Origin of the sequence: Ferroplasma acidiphilum (assembly GCF_002078355.1) — an archaeon.
In the GTDB taxonomy this organism is placed as follows: Archaea; Thermoplasmatota; Thermoplasmata; order Thermoplasmatales; family Thermoplasmataceae; genus Ferroplasma; species Ferroplasma acidiphilum.
In genome coordinates this window covers 1-16783 of record NZ_CP015363.1, presented here as the reverse complement: position 1 = coordinate 16783, position 16783 = coordinate 1, and the positions used below count along the sequence as shown (strand labels likewise).

Sequence of the window (16783 nt, the reverse complement as noted above, 5' to 3'; positions counted from 1 at the left end):
ATTAATTACTATTAATAATTATTTTAAATTTCCATGGACATGGTACATAAATAATAATTTATAACCGTTAATTATAACCATTTAATGTTTATCACTATAGAAGGCATTGACGGGTCAGGAAAAACAACACTTGTAAATTCACTCAGGAAAATATTTAATAACATTCACTTCACCAGGGAGCCGACTGATAAATTCCAGCTGGCAAACCTGAAAACCCTCAGTACCCCTTCCAATTCATTTTATAATTTTTTCCTGTTCACATATGACAGGCTGGAGCACCAGGAAGAAATAAATGGATATAAAAATGTTATATGCGACAGGTATCTTGCATCGTCCATTGCCTATGAAGGGCCCATGATTGAGGGACTTTTTGGGGATAGGAAGGAAACGGTACTCTGGATGATGGAAGTATCAAAAATGCTAAAATTGCCAGATATGATAATTTATCTTGATGCCAATCTGGATGTTGCCCTGGAAAGAATAAGGAATAGCAGGAAAAATTTGAATTTCAGGGGAAAGCAATTATCAATTCTGGAGGAGAGGGAAGGGTTGAAAGCGATACAGGATTACTATGAATACTTCCTGGGTAACATGAAAATGTTTACTCAAAAACAGATAAAAATTGAAAAAATAGATGCAAACAGTTCAATGGAAGATGTCCTTTATAAGGCCGAAAATATAATAAATAAAACTATTGAAAAATAATTATTTTGTTGTAACAATTATTTCGTCTCCCAGTACCATTATAGTATGTTCTGACTGGGCTATCATCGACTTGCTGTGTTCTTTCAATACAGGGAATCCTGAAACATATTTTGTTGACATTTTCTTCCTTATGTACTCCTGATCATTTTTCATCAGCCTGGAAACCCATCTTTCGGCGAATGGAGCCGTATTGAAATTTTTATATAAAATCTCATCCCTGTCCCTTACTCCCGGCTTGTCAATAATGTAAATATTCCCCATCTGCCCGCTATGTATCATTCCTATGCCTGTGCTGGCAAATGGTTCAATTGCAATAACCTTGTCCGTTTTTATTGTTTCATCGTTCCCATCATCATAATTTGGTATAAAAATTTCAGAGTGCAGATCATAGCGGTTAATTCCATGTCCACCGAGGTTTTTTATGGGGTTGAATCCACGGGATGTTATGACATTCCCTATTTCTTCTCCGATTCTATATATATTAATAAGTGGGCGCAGTATTTTTATGGCGGAGTTTAAGGCATCCCTTGTTGCATCTATCAGATCGCTGTAATTCCCGGTGTTTCCAACTTCAATAGTAGCGGCGTTATCCGACATATAGCCATCTACCATAGCTCCGAGGTCGACTTTAACAAGGTCACCGGTCTTGAATTTCTTTTTGTCCCCCTCATATGGTGTATAATGTGCGGCTTCATTGTTAATGGATAAATTGACCGGAAATGATGGTACAGCACCCTTATCCCGGATAAATTGCTCTGCTTTTTCTGCAACATCATAGAATAATGCGCCTGGCTCTATGAGTGTTTGAGCGTATTCCAGTGCATCTCTGCCTATTTTGCCGGCGAGAATATATTTATTTTTTACATCGGCATCCATAAATATCTTACATTTATTTCTTTATCCGGCATTAAGTTATCTTAGGAAAATATTAAAGATTTCCTGAATTCATTTTATTAAATTCCTCATCTGTCACCGGTGTATCTTTAACTTCCCATTTATTATATAGTGTGCCCAGGATAAATCCAAATACCACCAGAGGAATAATATCAAATGCAATGGATGCAATATAATATGTAAGTCCGTATGTACTGATATCTACTGCGCCGATAAGCACATCAAATATAATCCATAAAATAAGACCAAAAATCTCACCTTTTATAATCATATTCTTGCCCGGTATTTTATTATGTGTATAAGCAAATATTATGCCAAGGATGATACCGATAATAAGGCCTCCTACTATACCCTCTACAGGTGCAAGTGTAAGGTCTGTAGAATATAGTTGTGCACCTGTGACTTTTATGCCCAGTGAAGTTTCCTTTGCTGCTAAGGTAGACATAACTTTCATTACGTCCGTTTTAAATATTACCAGCACTACATATGCAAATATGCCATCTAAAATACCATATACAAGGCCTGCAACAACGCCGGCCTTTGCCCCCAAACCTGCCTTTCCCATATTAGACTATAATAGTTACATATTTAAATTTTGCTCTATATATTATAGAACACATATATTAATTATAGATTAATATTATAAACTATGAGTGGCATCGATTTATTGAACCTGAAAATATTTAAGTTATTGTTATAATAAGTACCAATGGACATGAAAAGGTATTCGCGGCAAATTGTTTTAAAGCAAATTGGAGAAGCTAACCAGAAAAAGCTTCTCGAAAAAACTATTCTCATAATTGGCCTTGGTGGCACCGGGAGTGCTGCGGCAGAGATGTTTTCACGATTAGGAGTTAAGAAGTTAATACTTGTGGACAGGGACAGGATAGAGATTACAAACCTTCACAGGCAGATACTTTATGATATGGATGATTTGAAAGAGTACAAAGCGGAAACAGCAGCAAAAAAATTGCAGAAAATTAATCCTGATGTGGAGGTTGAGTTCCATAATAGTGCTTTTGATTCCTCTCTGGCTTATATGGTAAATTCAGCAGACCTGGTTTTTGATGGAACAGACAATATGACCACCAGATTTATAATAAATGATGCCTGTGACAAATACGGAATACCATGGGTGTTTACATCCGCTATAGAAATGTATGGTGAATTTAAAGCTATAATACCGGGAAAAACGTCATGCTATGCCTGCTTTAACAGTGAACCTGCTGAATTGCCATCATGTGAAGTAACCGGTGTATTGAATACTGTGCCGGCCCTAATCGCATCATATGGTGTCAACCTTGCCGTGAAAATTTTACTGGATTATGGAATAGATGGCAGCATTTATTTTATAGATGCCTTCAATTTTGAAATTAATAAAATAAATGTTGAGAGAAACAGTAAATGCAGGTGTTGCCATGATAAGGATTATAAGTACCTCGGTAAAGAATATTCGGGCATAGGAAAATCAATTCTTCTATAGGACAACAATCTTCACAATTTCACTTATGACCACAATTATGAAGACAACGCCTATAAACCGGTATATATATTTCTGCTTAATTTTATGTGCAAATATTGAGAAATAATAGCCGGAAACCAGTGCCACAACACCTATAAGTATTGCTGCCAGGAAGTCAATATGCCCTATGTCATAATAACCTATAGAACCACTTGCTGCGGACAGAAACATTGCAAGTGTTGCGGTACCTACCATATTCTGTGCCTTCATTGAGAAAAATACCATGATAATTAAAACAAACATAATTCCACCACTGGTTCCTATAACCCCTGTGAGAATGCCAACCGGGATGCTCAGGGCAAAACCGATTATCAACGCTAAATTACGGCTTAATTCCATCTTTCTGACCCCATGGCTATCGATGTTGTACGATTTTTTAATCACATAATAGCTCATATATGCTGCCATGGCAGTAAAAATGATTTCCAGTGGAAGCACAGGCAATATTCCTGCAATAAGGGAGCCAAGCTGTGCACCAATTATTGCACCGATTCCAAGTACTATACCTATTCCGGGATTAAGGGTTTTTTTCCTGAGATATACATATATCACAATTGTTGTAGTTACCACGTCTACCAGCAGGCTTGTACCTACAGATGTTTTAAAATTGATTCCCATATATGAAAGGACAGGAACAACAACAAGCACGCCACTGCTACCGGTAATTCCTGTCAGGGCGCCAACGGCTATTCCTATAATGAGCATAATAATGTATACCAGTAACATGGGATCGAAATTACACAGAAGTTAAAATATGCTATTAAAAATGGAAAATCATTTATGTATTGTTTAAGGTAGATTTATTACTAATAATAATATTTTGCCATGTGGAAGGGAAGAAAAAATATATTATAGATACCTCAGCAATGTTATCTGGGAATCTCAATATTTCAGAGGATGGTTATGTTTACCCTGAGTCTGTTATCAATGAAATAAAAAAAGGGTCACTTGAAAAGATCCTTGAAGTAGCGAATATAACGACACGCAGCCCTGGAAAGGAGTATATTGCAAAAGCCCGTGAAGCAGCTTTAAGTACCGGGGATTACAATGCGCTAAGTGCCACTGATATTGATGTGCTCGCACTTGCAATTGAATTAAATGGGATAATAATCACAGACGATTATGCCATACAGAATGTTGCAAAATATTGTGGGATTGCCTATTCAGGAGGCGGGATATCTGGCATAAAAAAGGGCATAATATGGAAATACAGGTGTACCGGCTGCCATAAAATATATGATGAATATATTAAAACATGCCCCATATGCGGGCATGATGTGAAGCGCTATTCAAAAAAATAGATTTATTTACGGTGCAATTCAAAATCTATTACATCAATAATTTCCCTGATTTTTTCCTTGTACTGGGAGAAATTGCTATATAAATTTAAAACAAGTGGCATCCACTCTATAAGATTTTCCGGTGGTATGAGCTTAACTTTATAATAATTCTTGAATTCTTTAACTTTTTTTCCGGATGGTTCATACATAACGTTGAATTCACGGTATATACTCTTATAAAATTCAAAGGGCTCAAACACGGAGGGTTGTATTATAAAAAGATGTTCAAAGTATTTTCTTGATATTTCAACGTGCGCAAACATTTTTCCATATTGCTTACCATAATTAAAGAGCCTGATGTGCAGTTCCCATGGAAACGCTATTTCTTTAGCCATACTGTATTTCTCGCCTTTGAAAAAACTCGGAGTTGCGTCGTGGAATCCATTTTTTATGAGATTTATTGCAATACGATCGGTAGATTTCTCCGGAAATAGCATTGAAAACAATGACTCGTCAGTAATTTTATCCCTTTCAATATGTATACTTTCCCCATTTTCAAGAACTATATTTTTTGGAAAATTTATGGTGACATTATGCATATCCATTATAGTTAATACCGGGGTAGTAAATTATTATTTCTAAACCTCAACTCCACAAATTTACAGGGAACATACATTCTACTCTTTATTATTCCCATGTTTCCATAGTTACAATGATGCTAAATATTGCTGGCAATCCAGAAAATATTTATTTAATGTACAATCAGAAAGGTGCATAGCCATTTGATTATATGAGGACCGAGCTCGAAAACAACCGGACAAATTTGCGAAATGATGATTACATAAGAGTTTTTTATTGCTTCTTTACCGTTATATCATCGGTAAGTATTTCTGATCAAAATGACAGACGTATTGAAAAATAAATTATCTGTAAGAATCTAAAAGTTCCCCTATTATTTATTAACAAACGTATAGAGGTTTTCAATAAATTCATGCGTATCCATAATCATGCCAAAATCTGAATGTTTAAATATATCTGCATCAGGATTGTTGTTAACAGCCATTACCTTGCCTGCGTATCGGATGCCAACTATATGGTTATCAGATCCCGATATGCCCAGAGCAACATATAAGGAAGGTGATATTGACATTCCGGTAAGGCCAATCTGGAATTGCCTGGGAATTCTTCCCATATCTACCACCCTTCTTGTTGCACCAACAGAAGCGTTTATTTTTTCCGCTATTTCCAGAATGTGCGGGATATCTTCAGCATGCACGCCTGTGCCGATTCCAAATATCACAGGGGTATCAAGGGGATGTAGATTGCTGTCAATGGGTGTGTTATCAATTTCGTGGAAATTTTCATTTTTTTCCAGATTTACGGTCTGCACATCATATGATTTGCTCCTGAATTTAATAGGAAACATGCCTTTTCTCACAGTTGCCATATCAGGTTCAGTTTTTGATTTAATGACTGCTATTATGCCACCTCCAAAAGAGGGTTTATACTGGACCATTTTTCCTGATTCAAATTTTATATCCACACAATCTGCAGTGAGGCCAAGGCCAATAGATGCAGCTATGTGTGATGATATGTCCCTTCCGTTAAGATTTGAGGGTGCGAGAACGTGGCGCACTTTATTTTTCCTTATAAATTCCGCAACATATTCAGAAAATGAAACATAGTCTGAGTTATCAAGATATATGTATTTGTGGCATGCCATGCCATTCAGCCTGGATGGGTTTATATTCCCTATTACAACTATTCTATGGCCTCCAATCTCTGCTATTTTAGAAGAAATTTCAAGGGATGTCCCTGGATCGTCCACTGCTAACCCCAGAAAAATTTCCTCTGTTGCCGGGTCATCCAGAATCTTATAGTCTGGATCCTGTTTTACTTCTCCCGAGGAGTTAAGTATTCCCAGAAATTCCTGAAAAGTAATAAATTTATTATTCCTTGTATTGGCCATTGAAAATGTATCAACCACACTTGTGGGCGAATCACTTCCCTTCCATGCGGTAAATCTGGAGTCATATATATCAATATTTTCAACCTTTGCAGATGGGTCTATTTGCCTTGCCCTGTTAATTTTCTCGCTGACTGAGAGGAATACCGGAAATGAAACTTCCAGTTTCCTTATGCCATTATCTTCATCCCTGGCCACTATTACCCTATTTTCGGCTATTTCTATTGATGATACGTTTGAAACAAAGTTGTATCCTGCCATCTCTGCTGTTTCCGGAGGAACCTGGGATGTTTCGCCATCCAGTGAAGATTTGCCGGATAAAACTATGTCCGGGCTAATGTGCATTATTAATGAGGATAGAATCCTGGATGTTACATAGGTATCTGAACCTGCAAAATTTGGATCGTTTAACAGTATAGCATGGTTAATTCCCATTTTCATTGAATCGTTCAGTACATCTCTGGCATCCCCGGGGCCCATAGAAACAACGTATGTTTCACATTTATATTTTTCTGACAGCCTTACTGCTGCTTCAACTGCCTTTTTATCATAGGAGTTAAATGATAATTTTACCCCTGCCCTTATTATCCTTTTAGTCTTTTCGTCAAATCGTATTGCATTGACATCAGGTACCTGTTTAACCAGAACTATGATTTTCATTATATATCCGCCATTATCATCCCATTCTCTATCTTTGTATTGTATGACTTCAAATCTTTAATTGTTCCGGTCTCACCTTCAGGCCCTGAAATAACCTTCCCATCTTTCAGGTTAAACGAAGCAAAATGGGCGGAACATACAACACTGCAACCTTCTATGAATCCTTCAGAAAGGGAGGTTTGCTCGTGTGTGCAGTACAGATCTGTGACATATATTTTCCCATCTATCCTTGATACAAGCAAAGGAACCCCTTTTACTGTAATATCCTTCAAGGCATTGTCCTCAATTTTATCCATTTTAAACAGAGTTTCCCACATAATATTTATGAATGATTATAGGTATTATAACTTTTCTGGGATATTGCAGGTCAACTACCCGTGGCTAGAGCACGTGGGCTTCCTTGCCACCTGATCGTGAATAATAATTACCGGGATAAAAATTATCTGCTAAGAATATATAGCATTAATGTAATAATGTTTACATGTTAAAAGCTAAATTAATACATGAGTCGCCACAGTTAAAACTGGGGGAATCCCCAATATGGAGAGATGGGTTGCTATATTATGTTGATATATTAAACGGAAAAATATACTCTTACGGTGAGAATATAACTCAGCTGCATACTGACAGTATTATACCTTTCATAGTCCCATGCGATGATGGGCTGATTTTTGCCACAAAGGAATCTATAAAACATTTAATTTTAAAGAGTGGAAAAGTTGAAACTATTTTCAAGATGAAATTAGATGAGAATATTAGATTAAATGATGGCAAATGCGATATGAATGGAGTTCTTTTCGCCGGGACTATGGATATGAATGAAAAAGACCCACTTGGTGCACTATATAGATTTGACAGTAAAGAGAGTAAAGTACTTGACAGGATCACCATATCAAATGGAACAATATGGAATTACGATAAAAAAATTATGTATTATATAGACTCCCCAACAAGAAAAATAAGAGTTTTCAATTATGATAATAGAAATTCGGCTATTCTTGATGAAATGGAAAGTATAGATGTTTCAGTATTTCCTGGTGTACCGGATGGAATGACAATAGATTCAATGGGCAATTTATACGTAGCCTTCCATGGTGGTTCGTCCGTAATAGCTTTTGACAGCAATGGAAAGGTTATAAAAAAAATTTATGTGAGTGCAAAAAATGTTGATTCCTGCGTGTTTGGAGGGGATGATTTAAAAACGCTCTATATTACAACAGCTATAGATGAAAATGGAGATGGTGGAAATCTTTATAAAATTAAAAATGAAATTTCCGGGATTCCGTCAGAGAAATATAAATTCACCTGATTCATATTGCCATTTATTTTGATCTTAAATGTTATGCTATGAATTAGGATATTAATGATTAATGTGGGAAACTGTGGATAACGTAAAGTGCATACTGGTTGTATTTCTAGCAGCAAATAAATTAAATTTTTTATTTTTCAGATGTTTTATGTTTTTCCATAGCTTTCTCCACTTACAATAGCTGTTGCTATGAGATGCGCCATTCTCACAGGTTCAGGTATATTACCCATTATAGTGGTTTTCTTTATAAGATAAAGGGCATCATTCACAGATATCCCGCAACAGTTTACATACAGTGCCTTTCCAGAGTACTCAATTTTATTTATTGAACTGTTTTTTAAAAGTTCTATTCTTTGCATATAATCTGAAAAATGCAATTTAAGTGCGGAAAACATAGAATCCATATCCGGTTTTTTTCTTGTTATTGAGATTATGGGGATTCCTGTTAACCGGTTTATCATCCTGATATCCATAATATTGAAACCGCCAAATGTTATCCCATTTGACATTATAAAATCTATATCTTTGCTGAATCTCCCATTTAGCATAGACATTATAGTTTCCGTGGAATCCATGCCATCAACCTTTATAGTTCCTGTTGAGATTCCCTCAACATAGGAGTTTAACCTCATTAAAACTCCTACCATAACAGTTTTTGTATCGGAATTCCGGTTAAACGGGCCATCATCTAGCCCGAGAACCCTGAGACCACTTTTCATATGCTTATCTTGTCTTTCAGGGATTCTGCGATTTCCCCTGAAATTGTTATATTGCTATATTTTGTTTCTATGGTATCTGTTACAGTGAGTTCATTTACATATCTCTCTATTTTCTCATTGCTGTTATTTGCAAATACACCATGTATTGCGCAGGCGTATATGTTTCTGACACCTTTGTCCTTTAACATCCTGGAGGCTTTGATTATTGTGCCCCCTGTTGAAATTATATCATCCAGAATAAGAATGTTCTTATCTTTATAGTCTTCTTCCGGAAGGGTCATTTTTACCGTGGTTGAATCAATCCTTTTTTTATCAATATAATATGCAGGAATGCCCAGTTTTGAACCCATCAGTTTAACGCGTTCATATCCGCCATCGTCAGGGGATATAACAAAATCTATGTTTTTATCCATAAAATATTTATATATTGGATTTATAATTTTAATATCGGTAAATGGAACTTTAGAATAATTCAGTGTCTGCTCATCGTGAAGTTCAACAGTTATAATCCTGTCAGCATACTGATTTATTGCCTGTGTAAAAACCTTTGAAGACACCGGTTCACCGTTATTATATCTCATATGCTGCCTTGCATACCCGAAAAACGGCACCACTGCAGTTATACTTTTCGGCTCTTCCTCCTTTATAGCATCCAGAAGCAGGAGGTATTCAATTATATCCTGATCACTCCTTGTGTTTCCCACAAGAAGTACATCCTCTCCTTTAACATCGTCAATAATCTTCAAATACATTTCATTGTCCGGAAATCTTTTCCTGACAACCCCGGAAACGTTGCATGAAAAAATACTTGCCAGTTTCCTGGATACATTATAAGCGGTAGATGAGGGCACAATATACATTTTATTATCTATACTCCATTATTAACTTTTAAAAAAGGTTTTTGTTAAATTAAATTTTAACATGGAACAAATGATGCTAAAATTTTATCAGCAGCCTGCCCAGTACTTTCCTATCAAGCATGTTTGCATAACCATTATTTATATCCTGAAGTTCTATTTTATTGCCTATTACAGGAGATATCTGCGATTTTGACAGTTCCAGGGCTTTTTTCAAATCCTCTCTTGTGGAACTTATGCTCCCTTTTATGCTATTGCCCTTGAGGATAATAAGCCCGAGAGGTAGTTCAACAGGCTCTGGCTTCAAATTCCCTATAACTACCAGCCTGCCCCCTGTTTTAAGGCTTCTCAGGCTTTTCGAAAATGTTGCAATTCCCACATCTTCAAGTACAATATCTGCCCCCTGGCCTGTAATTTCCTTAACGTCCTTATTATATTCCCTTTCCGGGGATACAACATATTCCGCACCGAGTTTATACAATTCCTCTTCTTTCCATTTAGATCCGGTTTCGGCTATGGGATGGCCTCCAAGTGCCTTTACCATCTGCACTGCATGTACACCAACGCCACCGCCTGCACCGGTGATTAAAACATAATCACCCTTTTTTATTTTTCCTACCCTCCCTATCGCATGATAAAGCATTGCTATGACACATGCTGCAATAGGGACTGTTTCCTCCGGAACTTCAGGGGGAACTTTAACCAGAGACCTCTCATCTGCGTTTACATATCTGGAATAACCGCCATTTCTTCCCTCGCCATACGCAACTTTATTAGGGCATAGATTTTCATTTCCTGATAAACAGAATTCACATTTTCCACATGGCACGTAGATAAGGCTTGAAACCCTATCTCCTATATTGAAATTTGTGATATTTTTGCCTTTTTTTATTATAATGCCCCCTATTTCATGGCCGGGTATTACTGGAAGTGAAACCCTGGGAAAGAATCCCTGCTGTGTGAGTATATCCCTGAAACATACCCCGGTATATTTCTGTTCTATTGTTACCTCATTATCCCTCGGTTCCGGTGGCTCATAATCTTCTAAAATTATTTCAGAATTTAATTTATTAAGAAATCCAGCTTGCATCAATTAAAATATTAAATAAATATTTAAAAATTGTTAATGTTCCATTCAATCAATACGTTTTGTTTCCTGTACTGTCTTTGATTTGCCCTCCCTGGATTTTGTATGCTTTTTCTCTGCTTCCATTGCATTTCTCTCCAGAGACCGGTTTTTTGTTTCAAATGACAGGAAATAAAGAACTATACCGCCAATTATTACCATTATAGCATCGTATATGAAGGAGTAGAACAGCCCTATATATGCGTACAATGTGAGCGCCGGTAATGCGAGTCCGAACTCAAAAAGTTTCTCCCAACCTACAGCAAGTCCCCTGGATTTTGTAGTTGAAACTTCTGCGGCCGGGAGGTATTGAAGTGTGCCGACCAGGCCAACGTTTATGAAGAAGAATAGCCCGAACATGGATATTACAAGCGGTATTGTCATTGCGTGGTATACATCTGCCACTATAAGGACGGTAAGTGGTATGGCACCAAGGACAAAGCCGAAGAGCCCCATAAGCCTCCTTCCTATCCTGTCAACAACAATCAGTGTCAGTATAACGCCAAATGTCCCCACTATATCAATTATCAATGTTCCTTCCTCTGCAAAAAATGATGTTGCTCCAAGGTTTTCCAGAACAGTGCTGGCATACACACTTACAAGGTTTACTGTCAATGCATATGCTGCGCCAATCCAGAATATGTATGCAACTGTTTTTTTATTCTTTGAGTTAAAGAATTCGTGTATGTTTTCCTTTATAGACTGGGGTTTATCCACTTTTACTGTTTCAGGATCTATATCTATCCCTTCCTTGTGGAGTTTCTTTAATATTTTTGGTATCAGATCTTTTCTTCCGGAAGCTTTTGCCCATCTGAGCGATGCGGGCATATCAAACCTTAATCCGAATAGTATTATTGCCGGTATTGCTGCTATCAGGAAATCATATCTCCATGCCAGAAGCACGCCCACATAATATGTGAAAGCCATGCCTATGACAACTGTGGCAATTGTGCCGAACATAAAAAACAGTTTTTCAGTGGAAAGGAGCCCGCCTCTTTTCTTTGATGGAGAATATTCTGAAAGCAGTGGGACTGCGGCTGCATAATCCATCCCTATGAATATACCCAGTGCAAGCCGTGCCAGGAAATATGAGATATATCCAGTGGCGATGGCACTGATAACTGCAAACACAGCCATGCCTATTGTATCGTATAAAAATATCTGCTTTCTTCCTATTGCATCTGATGCTATACCGCCTAATATTGCACCCGCCGCCACACCTACCCAGTAAGCTGCTGTTGCTGCTGCAACCAGTACTGGAGGCAGGTGGAAAAGTATCCCAACAGCTATAAGCGATATTGATGCACCAAATTCATTGAAAGCGTCTGTAAATGGGCCAAGTGCGGCCGTTACAGCCAGCCTTCTCTGGAACTTTCCTACTTTTGCATTATCAAGTACAGAATAAGCATCATTTTCGACCATAAAATTATATTACGTCATTATATTTAAAGATAACTTATTTTTTTACATATTCTTTAATATAATGAAGAATAATTAAGCATATTATTAAAAAATAATTCTGTAATATAATAATAAGTATGGTAATTTTTTAATTTTTTCTCTGTGTTATATTTAATCTATTATAATATTTAGCTATTGGAAATTAATATTTACAGACTGTGTTATCTGGAAAAGTATATAATTGTAGATATTATCCGATGATATGGCAACAGCAGTACTTGAAACCAGCATGGGAGATATAGAAATAGAATTGTTTGAGAAAGATATGCCTGTTACAGCGGGCAATTTCAGAAAGCTTGTTGAGCAGGGATTCTACAATAACACAATATTTCACAGGGTTATACCCGATTTCATGATACAGGGTGGAGACCCGACAGGAACAGGAATGGGTGGCCCTGGATACAAAATAAAAGATGAATTTACAAAAAACAATAGAAATGATAGGGGAACCATAGCAATGGCAAATGCCGGGCCTAATACTGGCGGATCCCAGTTCTTTATAAATGTGGTGAATAACAACTATCTTGATAAAATGCACCCCGTATTCGGCAAAGTTGTAAAGGGTCTCGATGTTGCAGATAAAATAAGCAAGGCAAAGAGAGACAGGAACGATAAGCCCCTTGAAAAAATTGTAATAAAAAAAGCATTTATAAAATAAAATTATACATCTCATTTTCTCATTTTTTTAACCATTGCAGAAACTATTTCTTAAAATTGCTATTTTAATTTTTATGGGAGAGTTCAGCATTAGAAGCGGAAGTTTTGATATTTTACGGGAAATAACACATTACATGCCCACAAAACTATTGATATCTGATGGAATTATGCTTGAAAAGAATATTTTAAATTTTAATGTAAAAATCCAGAGAATTATGACTCCATATCAGCTGAATAGAATAGTTATAGAGAGCGGCATTGAAAAATACCTTATATTGATCTCATCGTTTGTGCTTGATTCATGGGGCCTTTCTGTTATTGGTGAGATAAATTATGTGATGGAACAATCAGTATATAATGGCAGTGCGGTAATATTTGATATTGTGGGTTCAAAAACAGTGAATGAAGAATTTATGGGATGGTAAAATGGGAAGGAACACACAGTCGTCAAGGGAATATGTGAAATCTATGGAAGAAGAAATTTTATCCATGCGCACATATATGAAAAAAGAAGATATTGAAATTCTGAAAGTTATTATATCCATGGCAGAGAAACATTCAAATGAGATTTCAAATTTTAACCAGTTTTTTGCTGCTATTATTCTGGAATTATATAAAAAGCTGGATGGATATGGAGAAGATAATAAACGCCACTGGTTCTGATGTAATAGAACTGTGGATATACCGGAACGGAAAGATCATTAAAAAATACTTCAATAACAGGACATGGATATTTGTTTCAGGCGAACCATACTATTTAACCATGCTTGAGAAGAGCCTGGACGCGACAAATTATATCTACCGTTATACTACAATGAACGATATTTATGGATTGCAAAATGGAATACAGATATATCTTAGCCCATCTAAATCAAGTGATATGGGATCCAGGATAGAGGAATCATTTGGTTCCCGGTTGAAAATTTATAATGCTGACATAAATAATATTTTACGGTTTATGGTAAGCAGGGGAATGGAATTCTATAGCCTGGAAAACCCATATGAGGAGGATATAAGTTTGCCTGCAGCAGTAATAGAACCTGTATCCACACGTGGCAGGATAAAATATGTTGCCATAAATGGCAATATATATTCCAGCAATATCTATGAAGAAACAAAAAGGGCTATAGAGGAAAACATCATTATAATATATAGAAACTATCAAAATGAATTCAGCATTTTGCTTGACCAGATGAAAAAACATGGATATTATATTAATGCCAGATTTTACAGGGAAAGAACCTTTGAATCCTATGGCAGGCATTCGTATATGCCCGGGGCTGTAAAAATAAGGGATAGAATATGCATAGATTATGATTCCTTTGTATACAGGGAATCTGGAATCTCAGGGCTGTTTGAGCTATCAAGGGTTTCATCCCTTCCTGTTGAAATAGTTTCCAGTATAACTCCTGGCACCGTTGTTTCTTCTATTGAGGAAAAAGAAGCATTAAAAAGAAAAATACTTGTGCCATTTAGAAAAGATGATTATGAGATTGCAAAAAATCCTGCTGAATTATTCAGTGCAGACGCAGGTGGAATAGTTTTTAATCCGGAGCCGGGAATTTATTCGGATGTATATGAAATTGATTTTTCATCCATGTATCCTGGAATAATAGTTGAATATGGCATATCACCGGAGAGCATTTCTGGAGGAAATACTGCCTATTTATCACAGTTCCTCAGAGGATTGCTGGACAGGAGGCTACTGTATAAATATGTCAACGGCAGGTCGGATATCTATGCAAGCAGAAATAAGGCATTGAAAATCCTCCTTCTCAATTCCTTCGGGTATACCGGTTATAAAAATGCAAAATTTGGAAGGATAGATGTGCATGAAAAAATAACAGGCATAGGGAGAAAAATAATAGCAGATTCCATGAGAATTTCAGAAGAAAATGGTTTCACCGTTTTACATGGTGTTGTTGATTCACTCTGGCTATCAGGAAACGGTGATATAGATAAAACACTTAAAGAGATATATGATAAAACAGGCATACCTATAGTTCTGGATTCAAATTATAGATGGATTGCTTTTATGCCCCAGGCCAATGGCATAGGTTCCGCAAACAGATATATAGGATTAAGGAAAGATGGAACGTTTAAGGTAAGAGGCATAGAACTCAGGAGAAGGGATTCACCACCACTGGTCAGGAAGTTCCAGGAGCAGGCACTTGATGCGTTAAACTGCAGTTTTGATGAATTACCATTAAAAAAAGAAAAGCTGGATGACCTGAAAAACAGGTATATGAAACTTGAAAACTTCCCTATTGAAGATTTCAGGATAGAATTCGGTATAAACAGGCACATTGATGATTATAAAACCAGAAATAGTACGTATTATCTGATGAAAAGCCTTGGCAGGGAAAAAATGATATATCCTGGTATGGTTATTTCCGGAATCGTAGTTGATAAAAAACATAACATTATAAAAAGCCACTCCGAATTTTTCGACAGGAAATATTATGAAAATCTTTTGAAGAGATCGTTTAAGCCATTTGATTTTATTATTTCAGAGTCTGCTAATAAGATCCCTGATCTTTATTGAAAGTATAGAAACAGGTACATCGTTTATAGATACCAGCTTTGATACACTTGACCGGTTTCCGCTGCTCTTCAGGGATGATGAAATAATGTCAAGGCTTTCAAGTTTGCGTATTACCCGGTATATTTCGGTTTTTTTGTATTGAATGCCATATTCTTCTCCCTGCAATTGAACCTCTTTTTCTATTGATGGTACGTCCACATAAAGTGTATCGGGAAGCAGAATGCATATTGCAAGGAGTATTACAAGTTCCCTTCTATCTAGCAGTGAAAGTTTGCTTTCCGTTATATATGGATTTATGAGTGAAACAGCTGACCGGACATCATCGTTCTCAATTGTTTTTGAAAGGCGGTATTCTGCCATATATGCAGCTTTTTGCAGGAGTTCTATGGCAAACCGTGCACTCCCGAACTTCCCTGAAATTTCTGATATGTATCCAAGTATAGAATCTGTGCATGTTCCGGGCTCCAGTGCCATAGATGCCCGATCTGTTATAATCCGTTGGATCTCATCGCTGCTATATTTATTGAATTTGAGTTCCACAATTGTCCCGTATTTTCTTTCCATATACATGAATGGGCTTTCTATGGAAATAAGTATAGTACTTAATCCGGCCCCGTAGATTTCAGATGCCCTGAACAGATTGTACAATCCTGCGGTATCGCCCTTTAAAAAGCCGGTAGCTTCATCTATTACAAGAACTATGTCGCCACGGAATGATATTATAGAATTGAGCATAGAAAAGATTTCAGAATATGAAAGACCGTGATAGGAGACTGGCTTTCCAAGCCTCGAAATAACATGTTCAAGCAGATTTTTTACATTCCTGAATGATAATGCATTTTCATAAATTATAGATTTATTCTCCCTCATAAGGAATTTTACTGTTGAAGTTTTGCCTGTGCCTGAGTCCCCGTGAATTATTATATTATTTGATATGCCATTTCCTGCTGGCGCCAGGACTGCAGATCTGATAGCTGCTATCTTATCATCTCTAAAAAATAATTTTTCCGGAACATAAGAAGTGTCAAGCGGTGCTGGATTTGCGACTATCATTTTATATGAAGTCCCATTCCGGTAATAAA

The 16783-nt window shown here is 36.7% G+C and carries 19 protein-coding genes; 8 read left to right on the top strand and 11 right to left on the bottom strand.

Annotation, left to right across the window (positions count from 1 at the left end; all coding sequences use genetic code 11):
• The first annotated feature begins 84 nt into the window (after window positions 1–84).
• Entirely contained in the window at window positions 85–705 is a 621-nt protein-coding gene (gene tmk / locus fad_RS00095; protein WP_081141240.1) for a dTMP kinase, read from the top strand.
• Here tmk and map read toward each other — a convergent pair whose 3' ends face one another.
• Both map and fad_RS00085 read right to left on the bottom strand, forming a co-directional pair.
• Window positions 706–1581 carry a type II methionyl aminopeptidase gene (gene map, locus fad_RS00090; protein ID WP_009887030.1) on the bottom strand — a complete coding sequence of 292 codons (876 nt, stop codon included), beginning with the start codon at window positions 1579–1581 and terminating at the stop codon, window positions 706–708.
• Window positions 1582–1633: 52 nt separating this feature from the next.
• Window positions 1634–2164, bottom strand: coding sequence for a DUF6789 family protein (locus tag fad_RS00085; RefSeq protein ID WP_009887029.1), 531 nt, complete (start codon window positions 2162–2164; stop codon window positions 1634–1636).
• A 144-nt stretch (window positions 2165–2308) separates the two neighbouring features.
• On the opposite strand from fad_RS00085, the gene fad_RS00080 reads away from it, so the two are divergent.
• On the top strand, window positions 2309–3082 hold the full coding sequence (locus fad_RS00080) for a HesA/MoeB/ThiF family protein (RefSeq protein ID WP_009887028.1): 774 nt from the start codon (window positions 2309–2311) through the stop codon (window positions 3080–3082).
• On the opposite strand, the gene fad_RS00075 is transcribed toward fad_RS00080, so the two are convergent.
• Window positions 3077–3826, bottom strand: a complete 750-nt coding sequence (locus fad_RS00075) for a sulfite exporter TauE/SafE family protein (RefSeq protein WP_009887027.1) — start codon at window positions 3824–3826, stop codon at window positions 3077–3079. The genes fad_RS00080 and fad_RS00075 overlap by 6 nt on opposite strands.
• A gap of 122 nt (window positions 3827–3948) precedes the next feature.
• On the opposite strand from fad_RS00075, the gene fad_RS00070 reads away from it, so the two are divergent.
• Window positions 3949–4422: an NOB1 family endonuclease gene (locus fad_RS00070; RefSeq protein ID WP_009887026.1), complete on the top strand. Its 474-nt coding sequence runs from the start codon at window positions 3949–3951 to the stop codon at window positions 4420–4422.
• Window positions 4423–4424: 2 nt separating this feature from the next.
• Here fad_RS00070 and fad_RS00065 read toward each other — a convergent pair whose 3' ends face one another.
• The 3 genes from fad_RS00065 to fad_RS00055 all read right to left on the bottom strand — a co-directional run bounded on the left by fad_RS00065 (window position 4425) and on the right by fad_RS00055 (window position 7344).
• Window positions 4425–5006, bottom strand: a complete 582-nt coding sequence (locus tag fad_RS00065; protein ID WP_009887025.1) for a hypothetical protein — start codon at window positions 5004–5006, stop codon at window positions 4425–4427.
• Between the two features lie 347 nt (window positions 5007–5353).
• Window positions 5354–7027 carry an FAD-binding protein gene (locus tag fad_RS00060; protein WP_009887024.1) on the bottom strand — a complete coding sequence of 558 codons (1674 nt, stop codon included), beginning with the start codon at window positions 7025–7027 and terminating at the stop codon, window positions 5354–5356.
• Window positions 7027–7344 carry a Rieske (2Fe-2S) protein gene (locus fad_RS00055; protein ID WP_009887023.1) on the bottom strand — a complete coding sequence of 106 codons (318 nt, stop codon included), beginning with the start codon at window positions 7342–7344 and terminating at the stop codon, window positions 7027–7029. Before fad_RS00055 ends, fad_RS00060 begins: the two co-directional genes overlap by 1 nt.
• A 164-nt stretch (window positions 7345–7508) precedes the next feature.
• On the opposite strand from fad_RS00055, the gene fad_RS00050 reads away from it, so the two are divergent.
• Entirely contained in the window at window positions 7509–8336 is an 828-nt protein-coding gene (locus fad_RS00050) for an SMP-30/gluconolactonase/LRE family protein (RefSeq protein WP_081141238.1), read from the top strand.
• Between the two features lie 146 nt (window positions 8337–8482).
• Here the strand turns inward: fad_RS00050 and fad_RS00045 are convergent, their stop codons facing one another.
• From fad_RS00045 to fad_RS00030, 4 genes are all read right to left on the bottom strand, one after another.
• On the bottom strand, window positions 8483–9055 hold the full coding sequence (locus fad_RS00045) for an endonuclease dU (protein WP_081141236.1): 573 nt from the start codon (window positions 9053–9055) through the stop codon (window positions 8483–8485).
• Window positions 9052–9915, bottom strand: coding sequence for a ribose-phosphate diphosphokinase (locus fad_RS00040; protein ID WP_081141235.1), 864 nt, complete (start codon window positions 9913–9915; stop codon window positions 9052–9054). Before fad_RS00040 ends, fad_RS00045 begins: the two co-directional genes overlap by 4 nt.
• 76 nt (window positions 9916–9991) lie before the next feature.
• Window positions 9992–11002, bottom strand: coding sequence for a zinc-binding dehydrogenase (locus fad_RS00035; RefSeq protein ID WP_081141233.1), 1011 nt, complete (start codon window positions 11000–11002; stop codon window positions 9992–9994).
• A gap of 45 nt (window positions 11003–11047) precedes the next feature.
• Window positions 11048–12460: an MFS transporter gene (locus fad_RS00030; protein ID WP_081141232.1), complete on the bottom strand. Its 1413-nt coding sequence runs from the start codon at window positions 12458–12460 to the stop codon at window positions 11048–11050.
• A 241-nt stretch (window positions 12461–12701) separates the two neighbouring features.
• Between fad_RS00030 and fad_RS00025 the strand changes: the two genes are divergently transcribed.
• The 4 genes from fad_RS00025 to fad_RS00010 all read left to right on the top strand — a co-directional run bounded on the left by fad_RS00025 (window position 12702) and on the right by fad_RS00010 (window position 15701).
• Window positions 12702–13157: a peptidylprolyl isomerase gene (locus tag fad_RS00025; protein ID WP_009887017.1), complete on the top strand. Its 456-nt coding sequence runs from the start codon at window positions 12702–12704 to the stop codon at window positions 13155–13157.
• A gap of 73 nt (window positions 13158–13230) precedes the next feature.
• Window positions 13231–13581, top strand: a complete 351-nt coding sequence (locus fad_RS00020) for a hypothetical protein (protein WP_081141230.1) — start codon at window positions 13231–13233, stop codon at window positions 13579–13581.
• A gap of 1 nt (window position 13582) precedes the next feature.
• Window positions 13583–13819 carry a hypothetical protein gene (locus fad_RS09365; RefSeq protein WP_196795601.1) on the top strand — a complete coding sequence of 79 codons (237 nt, stop codon included), beginning with the start codon at window positions 13583–13585 and terminating at the stop codon, window positions 13817–13819.
• Window positions 13788–15701, top strand: coding sequence for a type B DNA-directed DNA polymerase (locus tag fad_RS00010; RefSeq protein WP_196795600.1), 1914 nt, complete (start codon window positions 13788–13790; stop codon window positions 15699–15701). The genes fad_RS09365 and fad_RS00010 overlap by 32 nt, the downstream gene beginning before the upstream one ends.
• On the opposite strand, the gene fad_RS00005 is transcribed toward fad_RS00010, so the two are convergent.
• Entirely contained in the window at window positions 15666–16754 is a 1089-nt protein-coding gene (locus fad_RS00005; protein ID WP_081143129.1) for a Cdc6/Cdc18 family protein, read from the bottom strand. The two genes, fad_RS00010 and fad_RS00005, sit on opposite strands and share 36 nt — an antisense overlap.
• Window positions 16755–16783 lie beyond the last annotated feature (29 nt).

Excerpts from the sequence above, each read along its gene's own strand:
- fad_RS09365 (WP_196795601.1), top strand. The coding sequence starts at position 13,583 with ATGGGAAGGAACACACAGTCGTCAAGGGAATATGTGAAATCTATGGAA.
- fad_RS00040 (WP_081141235.1), bottom strand. The coding sequence starts at position 9,915 with ATGTATATTGTGCCCTCATCTACCGCTTATAATGTATCCAGGAAACTG.
- fad_RS00075 (WP_009887027.1), bottom strand. The coding sequence starts at position 3,826 with ATGCTCATTATAGGAATAGCCGTTGGCGCCCTGACAGGAATTACCGGT.
- fad_RS00020 (WP_081141230.1), top strand. The coding sequence starts at position 13,231 with ATGGGAGAGTTCAGCATTAGAAGCGGAAGTTTTGATATTTTACGGGAA.
- fad_RS00050 (WP_081141238.1), top strand. The coding sequence starts at position 7,509 with ATGTTAAAAGCTAAATTAATACATGAGTCGCCACAGTTAAAACTGGGG.
- fad_RS00010 (WP_196795600.1), top strand. The coding sequence starts at position 13,788 with ATGGAGAAGATAATAAACGCCACTGGTTCTGATGTAATAGAACTGTGG.
- tmk (WP_081141240.1), top strand. The coding sequence starts at position 85 with ATGTTTATCACTATAGAAGGCATTGACGGGTCAGGAAAAACAACACTT.
- fad_RS00030 (WP_081141232.1), bottom strand. The coding sequence starts at position 12,460 with ATGGTCGAAAATGATGCTTATTCTGTACTTGATAATGCAAAAGTAGGA.
- fad_RS00065 (WP_009887025.1), bottom strand. The coding sequence starts at position 5,006 with ATGGATATGCATAATGTCACCATAAATTTTCCAAAAAATATAGTTCTT.
- fad_RS00060 (WP_009887024.1), bottom strand. The coding sequence starts at position 7,027 with ATGAAAATCATAGTTCTGGTTAAACAGGTACCTGATGTCAATGCAATA.
- fad_RS00085 (WP_009887029.1), bottom strand. The coding sequence starts at position 2,164 with ATGGGAAAGGCAGGTTTGGGGGCAAAGGCCGGCGTTGTTGCAGGCCTT.
- map (WP_009887030.1), bottom strand. The coding sequence starts at position 1,581 with ATGGATGCCGATGTAAAAAATAAATATATTCTCGCCGGCAAAATAGGC.
- fad_RS00005 (WP_081143129.1), bottom strand. The coding sequence starts at position 16,754 with ATGATAGTCGCAAATCCAGCACCGCTTGACACTTCTTATGTTCCGGAA.
- fad_RS00045 (WP_081141236.1), bottom strand. The coding sequence starts at position 9,055 with ATGAAAAGTGGTCTCAGGGTTCTCGGGCTAGATGATGGCCCGTTTAAC.
- fad_RS00055 (WP_009887023.1), bottom strand. The coding sequence starts at position 7,344 with ATGTGGGAAACTCTGTTTAAAATGGATAAAATTGAGGACAATGCCTTG.
- fad_RS00080 (WP_009887028.1), top strand. The coding sequence starts at position 2,309 with ATGGACATGAAAAGGTATTCGCGGCAAATTGTTTTAAAGCAAATTGGA.
- fad_RS00035 (WP_081141233.1), bottom strand. The coding sequence starts at position 11,002 with ATGCAAGCTGGATTTCTTAATAAATTAAATTCTGAAATAATTTTAGAA.
- fad_RS00025 (WP_009887017.1), top strand. The coding sequence starts at position 12,702 with ATGGCAACAGCAGTACTTGAAACCAGCATGGGAGATATAGAAATAGAA.